At 61.0% G+C, this 12943-nt stretch carries 8 protein-coding genes; 2 read left to right on the forward strand and 6 right to left on the reverse strand.

What is annotated here, in order from left to right; all coding sequences use genetic code 11:
* Nucleotides 1–13 precede the first annotated feature (13 nt).
* From glgB to LY631_RS05130, 3 genes are read right to left on the reverse strand one after another with little or no spacing between them, the layout of a single operon-like run.
* Nucleotides 14–2230: a 1,4-alpha-glucan branching protein GlgB gene (glgB, locus tag LY631_RS05120; RefSeq protein WP_274424056.1), complete on the reverse strand. Its 2217-nt coding sequence runs from the start codon at nucleotides 2228–2230 to the stop codon at nucleotides 14–16.
* Entirely contained in the window at nucleotides 2227–5592 is a 3366-nt protein-coding gene (gene treS, locus LY631_RS05125; RefSeq protein WP_274424057.1) for a maltose alpha-D-glucosyltransferase, read from the reverse strand. Before treS ends, glgB begins: the two co-directional genes overlap by 4 nt.
* Entirely contained in the window at nucleotides 5589–7583 is a 1995-nt protein-coding gene (locus LY631_RS05130) for an alpha-1,4-glucan--maltose-1-phosphate maltosyltransferase (RefSeq protein WP_274424058.1), read from the reverse strand. The genes treS and LY631_RS05130 overlap by 4 nt, the downstream gene beginning before the upstream one ends.
* 262 nt (nucleotides 7584–7845) lie before the next feature.
* Here LY631_RS05130 and LY631_RS05135 point away from each other — a divergent pair, with 262 nt between their 5' ends.
* On the forward strand, nucleotides 7846–8091 hold the full coding sequence (locus LY631_RS05135) for a zinc-finger domain-containing protein (RefSeq protein ID WP_274424451.1): 246 nt from the start codon (nucleotides 7846–7848) through the stop codon (nucleotides 8089–8091).
* A gap of 19 nt (nucleotides 8092–8110) precedes the next feature.
* On the forward strand, nucleotides 8111–9343 hold the full coding sequence (locus LY631_RS05140; protein ID WP_274424059.1) for an FAD-dependent monooxygenase: 1233 nt from the start codon (nucleotides 8111–8113) through the stop codon (nucleotides 9341–9343).
* Between the two features lie 33 nt (nucleotides 9344–9376).
* On the opposite strand, the gene LY631_RS05145 is transcribed toward LY631_RS05140, so the two are convergent.
* From LY631_RS05145 to LY631_RS05155, 3 genes are read right to left on the reverse strand one after another with little or no spacing between them, the layout of a single operon-like run.
* Nucleotides 9377–10180 (reverse strand): amino acid ABC transporter ATP-binding protein, encoded by an 804-nt coding sequence (locus LY631_RS05145; protein WP_274424060.1) that lies wholly within the window; start codon nucleotides 10178–10180, stop codon nucleotides 9377–9379.
* Nucleotides 10181–10194: 14 nt separating this feature from the next.
* Complete coding sequence (locus LY631_RS05150) at nucleotides 10195–11691, reverse strand: amino acid ABC transporter permease (RefSeq protein ID WP_274424061.1); 1497 nt, start codon at nucleotides 11689–11691, stop codon at nucleotides 10195–10197.
* Nucleotides 11692–11696: 5 nt separating this feature from the next.
* The gene (locus LY631_RS05155) at nucleotides 11697–12887 is read right to left on the reverse strand and encodes an amino acid ABC transporter permease (protein ID WP_274424062.1); all 1191 of its coding nucleotides are present in this window, start codon (nucleotides 12885–12887) and stop codon (nucleotides 11697–11699) included.
* Nucleotides 12888–12943: the final 56 nt, after the last annotated feature.

Consider the following 12943-nt stretch of genomic DNA (forward strand, 5'->3'; position numbering starts at 1 on the left):
CGTCTTCCTTTTCTTATTGCTCCCAGCCCAGCACCACGACCCCAAGCGGCGGCAGCCGGAGAGATGCCGAAGCGGGGCGGCCGTGCCACGGCTCTTCCACGGCATCCACCGCGCCGTTCAGGACGCCTGAGCCGCCGTAACGGGCGTCGTCGCTGTTGAGGAGTTCGCACCAGCGGCCGGCGTGCGGCAGGCCGATCCGGTAATCCTCCCGCACGAGAGGGGTGAAATTGCAGGCGACGAGAATGGGCGCAGAATTGCCGGACCCTTTACGTAAATAAACGAACACGCTCAGATCCGGATTGGAGGCATCGATCCATTCGAACCCTTCGGCGTCGCAGTCAAACTCGTGCAGCGCGCTTTGGTTCCGATAGAGCGCATTGAGGTCGCGCAGCAGGTCGTGCACGCCGCGATGCATGGAATCGTCGAGGTGGTGCCATCCGAGCTGCCAATCGTGGTCCCACTCGCGCTCCTGCGCAAACTCGCCGCCCATGAACAGGAGCTTCTTGCCCGGATGGGTCCACATGAAGGAAAAATAGGCGCGCAGATTGGCGAATTTCTGCCACCGGTCGCCCGGCATGCGGCCGATGAGCGAGCCCTTGCCGTAAACCACCTCGTCATGGCTCAAGGGCAGGATGAAGTTCTCCGAGAAGGCGTAGTGAAGGCCGAAAGTAATCTGGTCGTGATGATGGCGCCGGTGGATCGGATCGAGGCCGATATAGTCCAGCGTGTCGTGCATCCAGCCCATGTTCCACTTAAAGCCAAAGCCGAGTCCGCCCGCATAGACGGGCCGGGAAACGCCCGGAAAAGCCGTCGATTCCTCCGCGATCGAGGTTGCCCCCGCATAGTCGGAAAAAAGCGCGACATTCGTCTCGCGCAGGAATGCGATCGCTTCCAGGTTCTCGTTGCCGCCGTGGATGTTGGGCTCCCAATCGCCGGGTTCGCGGCTGTAATCGAGATAGAGCATGGAGGCGACGGCATCCACCCGCAGTGCGTCGAGGTGATACTGGTCGAGCCAGAAGAGGGCGTTGGCTGTTAGGAAGTTGGCCACCTCGCGGCGGCCGAAGTTGTAGATCAGCGTGTTCCAGTCGCGATGAAAGCCCTTGCGCGGATCGGAATGCTCGTAAAGCGCGGTGCCGTCGAAGTTGGCGAGACCATGGGCGTCGGAGGGGAAGTGCGCCGGCACCCAGTCGATAATCAGGCCCAGCCCTTCCTTATGGCAGCGGTCAACGAAGCGGGTGAAGCCTTCCGGATCGCCGAAGCGGCTGGTCGGCGCGAAGAGGCCGATCGGCTGGTAGCCCCATGAGCCGGAGAAGGGATGCTCACTCACGGGCATGCATTCGATGTGGGTGAAGCCGAGATCCTTCACGTAGGGGACGAGTTGATCGGCCAGCTCATCATAGCTGAGATAAGCGCCGTCGTCGTGCCGGCGCCATGATCCGAGGTGGACCTCATAGATGGAAATGGGCGCGCTGCGGTCATTGCGCGCCGCGCGCTCCTGCATCCAGTCCGCGTCCTCCCATTCGCGGGCGGGCAGCCCGTGCACCACAGAGGCGTTCGCCGGCGGCACCTCGCTTCTGAAGCCCACCGGATCAGCCTTTGCGGGAAGAACCTGCCCATGGGCGCCGATGATCTCGTACTTGTATATCTCGCCGGGTCCGACCTCCGGGATGAAGATCTCCCACACACCGATCCCAAAATGGCGGCGCATGGGATGGCGCCGGCCGTCCCAGAAGTTGAAGTTGCCGACGACGCTGACACGGCTGGCATTCGGCGCCCAAACGGCAAAGCGGGTCCCCGCCACGCCGTCGCAGGTCATCGGATGCGCGCCCAGCTTTTCGTAAAGTCGTACATGGCGTCCCTCGCCCAGGAGATGACGGTCGAGTTCGCCGAACGTGCTGGGAAAGCGGTAGGCGTCCTCTTCCTCCCAAACGTCGCCATCGCGGGAATAGCGCAGCTTGTAGCGCGGCGGGGATTTGGCCTTCGACAGCAGGCCCTCGAAGAAGCCGCGAGCATGGCGTCGCAGCAGTTTGGCGAAGGGCTTCCCACTTTCGGGATCGAAGGCTTCGGCGGTTTCCGCCTCGGGGCGCAGCACACGCAGAACGGTGCCGGCGGAACTTGCGTGCGGCCCGAGGACGGAGAACGGATCGCTGTGCCGGCCCGCCACGAGCGCGGCGATCGCATGGGGATCGTCCAGGCGCCAGGATTCCACCACGTGCGCAGGGGATGTCATGCCGCACCTCCCTCGATGAGATCGAGGACGCCCTGTATGGGAATGCCTACCCAGTCCGGGCGGTTGGAAAGCTCATAGTTGATCTCGTAAAATCCCTTCTGCAACAGGAACAATTCGAGGAGCGCCTGCCGGCTTTCAGTGTCCGTCGGCAGGTTCTGCGCACCTTCGGCCGCCGGGAAGTAGCCTGCCAGGAACTCTTCTGCCATCCGATCGCGCCAGTGCCGTGCAAGCGAGGCGCTGTCGCGCGCCTGGTCGGGCAGGCGCGAGGCGACCTGCCGGACCGCCGCCCACGCCGCGTAGTCGAAGGAGCGCAGCATACCGGCAACATCGCGCAGGGGCGAGTTCTTCGCCCGGCGCTCGGCCAACGTGCGCCGCGGTTCGCCCTCGAAATCGATAATGAAGAGATCCTGCTCGGAGACGAGCACCTGCCCCAAGTGATAGTCCCCATGAATGCGGGACTTCTTGCCGGATGGCGCGATCCTTCCAAGCGCCTCCAGCCGGCGGTCGATCTCGGGTTCGAGCGCCCGCAGGCGCTCCGCCATCTCTTTGGCGGCAGGCGGAAGGTTCGCCTGTGCACGTTCCAGTCCCCTGCGCGCGGCTGTGACTTGGTCGCGCGCATCTTCCAGCCATCCGTCAAGATCAGCGCGGTCAATCGGCTCGCAGCGGAACGCCTCCCGGTCCGTATCGACGGCGAAAGCTGCATGCATTTCGCCTGTGCGTTCGCCGAGCCGGCGCAAGAGATCGAGTGGATAAATGAGAGCCTCGGCAACCGCTTCCGGCGGGACACCAGGAGCGGCCGACGAGACCGGGGTCGCCGAGGGCGGCGCAAGGAACTCGTCTTCGATGCGCCGTTCGAGCGCGTGGACGAATACGCTCCAAGCATCCCCCTGGTTCTCGACGAAAGCGGAGACGCTGGCGAGTACCGTCCGCTCGCCATTCTCCTCCTCGTGGGCCACCATCCCGAGGAAGGCTGGGGTATTTGCGAAGCCTGCCTCCTCCGTCAGGAAGCGCGCCACCTCGACCTCAGGTTGGTCGCCAGGCCGCAGCCGGCGGAAAATCTTCAAGAGCGCCTGCCGGCCGAACGCGACCGAAACGTTGCTTTGCTCTCCCATCAGCGTGGCCGGCGGTTCGGTAAAGGTCATGGCCTGCAATCGCTCGTTGCCATAAAAGCGCAAAACGCCGTCGGCGGCCGGATGTTCACGGTTTTCCTGCATGGCGCGCATGAGCTCGGCCGCGAACCGATCGTCATAGGAGCCGTCGATTAGTGCACCGAGCTGCGCACCCCTGCGCGCGCGGGCGAACGTGACCGAGAGCTTCGGCGCCCCGAACTGCACGTTCTCCTCACCCCACAAGACCGTCAGCGGCAGGAGATAGCGCTGGCTGCCCTCGGCAAGATCGACGTCAACGAGGGCCAGCAGCCCCGCCTCCTCGCCGAGCCTTGCTAGCTCCCGCGCCTCCACGGAGCGTATCTCTTCACCCTTGGCCCCGAACCAGCGCTGGCGCTGCAGGAACTGCGGAAGCACATCCTGCTGGAGCTGGCGTCCCTCCCGGCCCGCAAGAGCGCGCTCCAGCCGACCGCCAACCAGCGTGAGCGTGATGAATTCGGGAAGCGGCTCGGGGATGTTGCTGTGCCATTCGGGCGCCTCCGCTTCATCCGCCAGGAGGAACCAGAAGGCGCCGTAGCTTGACAGCGTCAGCATATAGGGGAGATCACCGATCGGAGGGAACGGCGATTGGCTGATTAGCTCGACCGGCACGCAACCGCGATGTTTGGAAAGATCGAGCTCGACCGCCTGGGCGGAGCGGGACAGGTTCACCACGCACAGGATCGTCGCCTCGCCATCGCTGCGCGTGTAGGCGAGGATGCGCCTGTTACGTGGATAGAGCATGATGAAGTCGCCGCGCCCGAAGGCGCGATGCTGCTTACGCACGGCCACCATGCGGCGGATCCAGTTGAGCAGTGAGGACGGATCCGCCTCCTGGGCCTCCACATTGGTCGTTTGGTAGCCGTAGACCGGGTCCATGATGGGCGGCAGGTAGAGCGCCTGCGGATTGGCGCGCGAAAACCCGCCATTGCGGTCCATCGACCACTGCATGGGCGTGCGCACCCCGTCTCGGTCGCCAAGATAGATGTTGTCGCCCATGCCGAGTTCGTCGCCGTAATAGACGATCGGCGTGCCGGGCATGGAGAGCAGCAACGCGTTCATTAGTTCCATCTTGCGCCGATCGTTCTGCATGAGTGGCGCGAGCCGACGGCGGATGCCGAGATTGATGCGCGCGCGCGTATCCTCCGCGTATGTGCGCCAGAGATAGTCGCGCTCGCGATCGGTCACCATCTCAAGGGTCAATTCGTCGTGGTTGCGCAGGAAAATGGCCCACTGGCAGGGCTCCGGGATTTCCGGCGTCTGCCGCATGATATCGGAGATCGGATGCCGGTCTTCCTGGGCCAGCGCCATGTAAATGCGCGGCATCAGGGGGAAGTGGAAGGCCATGTGGCATTCGTCGCCGTCGCCAAAATATGGTCGGGTGTCCTCCGGCCACTGGTTGGCCTCGGCGAGCAGCATCCGATCGGGATAGCGCTCGTCGAGCGCGTGCCGGATCTTCTTCAGAACCTCGTGGGTCTCCGGCAGGTTTTCATTGTTTGTCCCGTCGCGCTCGACCAGATAGGGAATGGCGTCGAGCCGCAGCCCGTCGACGCCGGTGTCGAGCCAGAAGCGCATCACCTTGATCACCTCTTCCAGCACCCGCGGATTGTCGAAGTTGAGGTCAGGCTGGTGCGAATAGAAGCGGTGCCAGAAGAACTGGCCGGCCACCGGGTCCCAGGTCCAGTTCGAGGTCTCGGTATCGAGAAAGATAATGCGCGTTTCGGGATAGCGCTCGTCGTCGTCGTTCCACACATAGAAGTTGCGCGCCGCCGAGCCCTTCTTCGCCCGTCGCGCGCGCTGGAACCAGGGATGCTGGTCGGATGTGTGGTTGATGACGAGTTCGGTGATCACGCGGATTCCCCGCCGATGCGCCGCGTCGACGAAGCGGCGGAAGTCGCGCATTGTGCCGTAGGAAGGATTGATCGACCGGTAATCAGCGATGTCGTAGCCGTCGTCCCTCAGCGGCGAAGGATAGAACGGCAGGAGCCAGATGGTGTTCACGCCGAGTCGCTCGATATAGTCGAGCCGCTGCAGGAGACCGTTGAAGTCGCCGATCCCGTCACCGTTGGAATCCTGGAAGGCCTTGATGTGGAGCTGGTAGATGATGGCGTCCTTGTACCAGTCCGGTGCCTGTCGCTCCCCTGTCGGAGCCTTGGAGACGGTATCGGCGCCCGAAGGCGTGGCGCCGCTGGGGCCAAGCTTTTCCATTGTGTTCATCGGCGGGCTCCAGGCGCGATCAGCCGCCAGGCCATGTAGGGGCGCTGGTGCGGGTCGAGAAACATGTGCTGAACCTTTCCGGTCCAGGCGAAAGACTGGCCCGTGACCAGGTCGTCGGCCTCAATCGTGGCGTTGTCGGGAAGGCCGAACTCCCACAGCGGCACCTCGAAGGGTGCTTCCTGCGGGTGGTGCGGGTCAAGATTGACGGCGAAGAGGAGGAAATTGGAAAGATCGTCGGTGAACTTGCCGTAGTAGAGGATGGCGTCGTTCCAGGCGTTGTAGAAGTTTAGATTGGTGAACTGGCGCAACGCTCCATTTTCCCGGCGCAGCCGGTTGATGAAGGCGATATCGGCCTTGATGTTGCCCGGCCGATCCCAATCCCAGGCGCGGATCTCATATTTCTCCGAGTTGAGATATTCCTCCTTGCCCGGCATGGCAGCGGCCTCGCACAGTTCGAAGCCGCTGTAGACGCCGTAGTTTGTGCCCAGCGTGGCGGCGAGGAAGAGCCGCACCTGAAAGCCCGGCCTGCCGCTTGCCTGGAGGTAGTAGGGGTTGATGTCCGGCGTGTTGACGAAGAAGTTCGGCCGCATGTAGCGGCGGCAGTCCTCGCGTGTGAGCTCGGTCAGATATTCGGTCAGTTCCTGCTTGGTGTTGCGCCAAGTGAAATAGGAATAGGACTGGTTGAAGCCGACCTTGGCCAACCGCTTCATCATCTTCGGCCGGGTGAAGGCTTCGGCCAGAAAAATTACGCCGGGATCGACCTGCCGCACCTCCTCGATCATCCATTCCCAGAAGGGCAGCGGCTTTGTGTGCGGATTGTCGACGCGGAAGATGCGCACGCCCTTGTCGAGCCAGAACAGCACCACGTCGCGCAGCGCGTACCACAAGCCCGGGATGGCATCCCGGTAGAAATGGACGTTGACGATGTCCTCGTACTTCTTGGGCGGATTCTCGGCGAATTTGATGGTGCCGTCGGGGCGCCAGTCGAACCATTCAGGATGCTCGCGGATCCAGGGATGGTCCGGCGAGCACTGGATAGCAAAATCCAGCGCAATCTCTAGCCCGTGCTCCCGCGCTGCCTTCACCAGCCGTGCAAAATCCTCAAACCCGCCGAGTTCGGGATGGATGGCATCGTGCCCGCCCTCCTTCGAGCCGATGGCATAGGGGCTGCCGGGGTCCTCGGGTGCAGCGGTCAAGCTGTTGTTCCGGCCCTTCCTGTTGGTGTTGCCGATCGGGTGAATAGGCGGGAAATAAAGAACGTCAAAACCGAGATCGCGCACGTAAGGCAGGCGCTCGATCACGTCTCCAAAGGTGCCGTGGACATCCGCCCTGCCTGACTGGGATCGCGGCATCAATTCGTACCAGGCACTGAAAGCCGCCCTCTCCCGGTCCACGAAAACGGGAAAGATGATCTCTGAGTGCGTGAGATTCACCCTCGCGCCCAGGCGCGCCATCAGCGCCGCCAGTTCGTCGCTCATGAGCACGGCCAAGCGATCGCCTGGAGAGGAGGAGGCGTTCATCTCCCCAAGCAGCGCCTGGAGCTCCGAGTGGGCGGAAGACTTGGCGGCGTCGGTCGGGCATGCGGCCTGTTCGACGAGCAGCCTGCCCTCCTCCAGTTCGAGCGAAATATTCTGGTCCGCCGCGTGCTTCTTAGCAATCTCGGCACGCCACGAGGCGAAAAGATCGCGCCAGGCGGCGATCCTGAATTCGTGATGGCCAACCTCCTTGATGACAATCGTGGCGCGCCAGCGGTCGTTCACGATATGGCGCATCGGCACTTCGTCCCAGGTCTCGCTTCCCTTGCTACGGTAGTGGACGGAGGCGGCGATTACGTCATGGCCGTCGCAGAAGATGTCCGCTTCGATCCTCAACGGTTCTCCGGCGACAGCCTTTGCTGCGAACCGTCCAGTATCCACCACGGGCTCCACCGCCTCGATGGCAATGCGGCTGGAAGCTAAGGTCTGCAGGAGCATCTGGCTCGGACGGGCCATACCTGAAATCTCTCAACGGGAGGATCCCCTCATGTGGTCCAACTCGAAGGACCTGCTGGCGGTTCCCGGGTAGATCACCCTCAAATAAGTTCCTTCCAAAGAAATTTACGATCCCGCTGGCGAAGCAATGCTTCCGGTCAGTCAGTTCTCACAGCTATGCGAAACGAGCCGTTTAGCGATGACGGAACTGTTCGCAGGGCTTGCAAAGACGATATTTATCCTTCAAACGCAGGGGCAAACAGGCTTTGCGGGAGTATTAGAAATGGCGGGCGACAAGACACCCCATTTCCACAACACGGATGGTCATCGCGCGATTGAAATCGGCGTCAAGGAATTCATGTGCGTGGGTGCCAAGCCGCCGAACGACCATCCGCACGTTTTCCTTGATATGGGAGATGACGAAGAACGTGTCTGCCCTTACTGCTCCACGCTTTACCGCTACGACAGCGCTCTGAAACCTCACGAGACCAAACCAGAAGGCTGCTTGTTCGACAAAGAGGTAGCTTGATCCTCTAACCAGCGCCGGCATGACCGAACGTTCTGTTATCATAGCCGGCGCAGGGATTGCCGGACTTACCGCCGCGCTCAGCTTTGCCGCAGAAGGCTTTTCTGTCACGATCTTCGAGCGTGCGGAACGATTGGACGAGGCCGGAGCCGGTCTGCAGATATCCCCGAATGCAACCCGTATCCTGAGAAGGCTCGGCGTTCTTGAGCCCCTTGCGGCGGATGCAATTCAACCCTCGTCTATTGCGCTCCGGCGCGCTGCCGATCTCGCCGATCTCGCGCAAGTTCCGCTCGGCAAGGAAGCCGAGAGACGCTGGGGAGCGCCCTACCTCGTCGCTCATCGGGCAGATTTACAACGCGCCCTTCTCGACGCGGTGCGCGCGATTCCGGCAATCCGGCTGCATCTGGACGCAGAAGTGAATCGAATCTCGTTTGCGGATGGCCAGGCACACGTCACGGTCAAGCAAAGTGAGAAGTTGCACAAAGCAGAAAGCAAGTTGGTTATCGGCTCAGATGGTGTCTGGTCGAAACTGCGGCTACTCGCCGGGGGGAATCACAGCCGCTTCAGCGGACACATCGCCTTTCGCACAGTTCTGGACACGGAAAGACTGCCGCGAAGTCACCGTGGGCTTGTTCTTTCTAGCGACGTAGTTAGCGCCCTTCTGGCTCCTGATTTCCACATTGTGGCGTATCCCCTCCGTAACGCACGTGAAATCAACCTTGTCGCCGTGACCAAAGGTGCGGACATGGAAGCACGCTGGGCGAACGAAATGGATACCGGTCAGCTGACAACCGCTCTGCAAAGGACTGCTCCTGAACTCGCGCGGGCGATCCACACCGCCGACTGGCGCGCCTGGCCGATCCACACCGCCTCCGCGCGCGATCGCTGGACTTACGCGGGAAGACTTGCGCTTATCGGCGATGCAGCCCACGCGATGACGCCATATGCGGCGCAGGGAGCTGCGATGGCCATCGAAGATGCTGCATTGCTCGCCGGCCTGGCGGGGCAGTCAAACGACATACCCGCCGCGCTCGAAAAGTTCGAACACTTGCGGCGCCCGCGCATTGCTCGCGTCGCCCGGCGCGCGAGCTTCAACCACTTCGTTTGGCACGCACGTGGACCGGTCGCACTGGCCCGCGATCTTGTCCTCCGGCGGCGAGAAGGTGCGGATCTCGCTGCCGATCTGGACTGGCTCTATGCCTATGACGTCGATAACGAAATCGCCGCACAATCGGAAAATTGCGCGGCGATTTGAAATCTTGCACGATGACTTTGGATCAGCGCGCCTTCAATGCAGAATCTGCGACAGAAACAGTTTCGTACGCTCATGTTGCGGGTTCTCGAAGAACTCGACCGGTGTGTTTTGTTCCACGATCTGCCCCTCGTCCATGAAGATCACACGGTTTGCGACCTGACGCGCAAAACCCATCTCGTGCGTGACGCAGATCATGGTCATACCTTCCTCGGCAAGATCTACCATCGTGTCGAGCACTTCCTTGATCATTTCAGGGTCGAGTGCGGAGGTCGGTTCATCAAACAGCATGATGCGCGGATTCATGCAAAGCGCGCGTGCGATTGCCACCCGCTGCTGCTGTCCGCCTGAAAGCTGGCCAGGATACTTGTGCGCCTGCTCTGGAATGCGGACCCGCTCCAGATAGTGCATTGCAGCCTCTTCCGCCTCCTTGCGTGGCGTCTTGCGGACCCAGATCGGCGCAAGGGTGCAGTTCTCCAGGATCGTGAGGTGCGGGAAAAGATTAAAGTGCTGAAAGACCATACCGACCTCGCGACGCACTACATCGATCTTCTTCAGGTCGTTGGTCAATTCGATACCATCGACGACAACCTGGCCCTTCTGATGATCTTCCAAGCGATTAATGCACCGGATCATCGTTGATTTTCCCGATCCCGACGGACCGCATACCACAATGCGCTCGCCGCGCATGACTTTGAGGTTGATGTCGCGAAGTACGTGAAAATCGCCGAACCACTTATTCATGTCGATAATTTCGATTGCGACATCTGTCGTTGATACCTCCAGTTTGGATGTATCGACCTGGATCTGATCGGCGCCGCTCGTGTTTTCGGCAACCATGATGGCACTCCCGCTTAGTTTTTGTGGCCGGTTTCAAGCCGGCGTTCCATGAAGATTGAATAGCGCGACATGCCGAAACAGAACAGCCAAAAGACGAACCCCGCGAAGACAAGCCCGCTCGCGGGAGTCGTTGGCGTTATCCAGTTCGGATCGGAAAAGCCGCGCCGGACGGCGCCCAGAAGATCGGCCAGGCCAATGATGTAAACCAAACTGGTGTCCTTGAAGAGCCCGATAAAGGTGTTCACGATGCCGGGTATCACCAGCTTGATCGCCTGCGGCATAACCACCAGACGCATCATCTGCCAATAGCCGAGGCCCAGCGCCTGCGCCCCTTCGTATTGCCCTTTCGGAACCGCCTGCAACCCGCCGCGGACAACCTCCGCCATGTAGGCGGCGGAAAACAGCGCCACGCCGAGAAGCGCCCTGAGCAACTGGTTAAAGCTCACGCCGGAAGGCAGGAGCAGTGGAATCATGAAGGCCGACATGAACAGGACGGTGATCAGCGGCACGCCCCGCCAGAACTCGATGAAAACGACCGAAAGCAGGCGTATGGCCGGCAAATGCGAACGCCGCCCCAATGCGAGCAGGATACCGAGCGGCAGCGACGCCGCAATGCCGGTCAGCGCCACAACGAGCGTGACCAATAGTCCGCCCCACCGGCTGGTCGGGACCGGCTGCAAACCGAGGTCGCCGGCGAGAAGTACCAGCAGAGCCGCCACGTAAAGCGGTGGAAGCAGCACGTGCATCAGCACTGAAGCATGTTTCCCACTGGACGAAACCGACGCAAACGCGCTCACGGCGATAGAAGCGACAGCTAATAGAAACGCCACCAGCGACAACGTGGTAAAGGAGAACACAAGCAGCCGGAACTGCCCGCTCGGCAGAATGTTGGATACAATCAGGACCAGCACGGCAATTGCTGCCAACCATGTCGCAACGCGTAACCACCCTGGAGGCGCATTGAGATTCCCCGCTGCCAGCATCGTGGATACGAACGCCGCCAGGATAAACATGAATGCCACCCAACCGCCACCGATGCGGAACTGACCGCCGGTCAGCAATACGAGCGCAATCAAAGGAAACGCGCCGACCAGGAGGAACAAGTTCAGCCCCTTGAACGGTACGCGCGGGATTGCAAACGGTAAGGTGAACGCCACGAGAAGGAGCATGGTCAGATCCACGCGCCAGCGCTCATCGACGGGATAGAGACCATAGGTGAAGAGGCCAAATTTCGCACGCACAAAGGCCCAGCACGCCCCCACAGGAGCTCCGTCGCCGGCAAGACAAGCCTCCCGGCTGCTGCCGGTGAAGACCGCGGACAAGACACTCCAGTCGAAAATTCGCCATGCGGCCCAGACGGAGAACAGGCCGAGGAGGATCGTGACAATGGAATCCAACGGCGTGGCGAACAGATTCTTTCGCAAAACAGCCAGTGCGCCCGCCTCCGTCGGGGGCGGCGGTAGGGGCTTCTTCTGTTCCCTGGCAACGTAAGCCGAGACGTGTTCTTCCATGGCCTCTAGCGCTCCACCAACGCCATACGAGCGTTAAACCAGTTCATGAATCCAGCCACCGAAACGCTCAAGCCGAGATAGACAACCATCCAGATGGCCACGACCTCGACCGACTGTCCGGTCTGGTTCAGCACCGTGTTACCGATTGCCACAAGTTCAGGGTAACCCACTGCAAGCCCAAGTGACGTGTTCTTTGTGAGGTTCAGATATTGGCTCGTCAGTGGCGGTATGATGACGCGAAACGCCTGCGGCACGATCACGAGCCGCAACGACTTCCCACGCGGCAGTCCGAGCGCTGACGCAGCTTCTGTCTGTCCTTTTGAAACGGACAGAATGCCCGCACGCACGATCTCTGCCACGAAAGACGCCGTGTAGAACGAAAGCGCCAAAAACAGCGCGAGGAACTCCGGCTCGACACGCCAGCCGCCGACAAGATTGAATCGCGTAGCTTCCGGCACCTGGAAGGAAACGGGAAAACCCGACAGCACGAAGACGACCAGCGGAAGTCCGACTATCATACCGATGGCGGGCCACAATGTCGGCCGCAATTCTCCGGTTTGAAGCAGCCGTTGCTTATTAGCTCGGGCCAACCAGATCGAGCCGGCTATGCCGCCGACGAAAGCGATAAGCGTCAGCCAGGCTACCGGGTCGAATATCGCCGCCGGCGTTTGCAGACCGCGGTTGGAGAGGAAGGAAGAAAAAGGCAGTTCCAGCGCCTCTCGCGGTCCCGGAAGCACGGACAAGACGCCGAAATACCAAAAAAGGATCACCAGAAGCGGAGGAACATTCCGGAATACCTCCACGTAAATGGTGCTCAGCCCACGCACCAGATAATTGTGCGACAATCGGCTGATGCCAATAATGAAACCGACGATCGTCGCGAGCATAATGCCGGCCGCGGCAACGATCACGGTGTTCGTGAACCCGACCAGTAGTGCCCGCCCATAGCTGGAGTTGGAGCTATACTCTATCGGCAACTGGCCAATATCAAATCCCGCACGGGATGATAGAAAACCGAAGCCTGCGGCAATGTTCGCGTCGGCGAGATTTCGCACCGTGTTGTTAATAAGCCAGGAGGCGAATGCAAGAATGGCTATAATCAACACGATCTGAATGATCAGGCCGCGTATTTTGGGATCCCGCATGAGCGAGACGCGCTCGTGCGGCGTAGGATAAGTTCGAGTATCAGTCGTCATCTGATCCGCCACAGGCAATGGCGAGAGGGCCGCCTTCCTTGGCGGCCAACTCACCG

Origin of the sequence: Chelativorans sp. YIM 93263, assembly GCF_028767125.1 — a bacterium.
Taxonomy (GTDB): Bacteria; Pseudomonadota; Alphaproteobacteria; order Rhizobiales; family Rhizobiaceae; genus Chelativorans.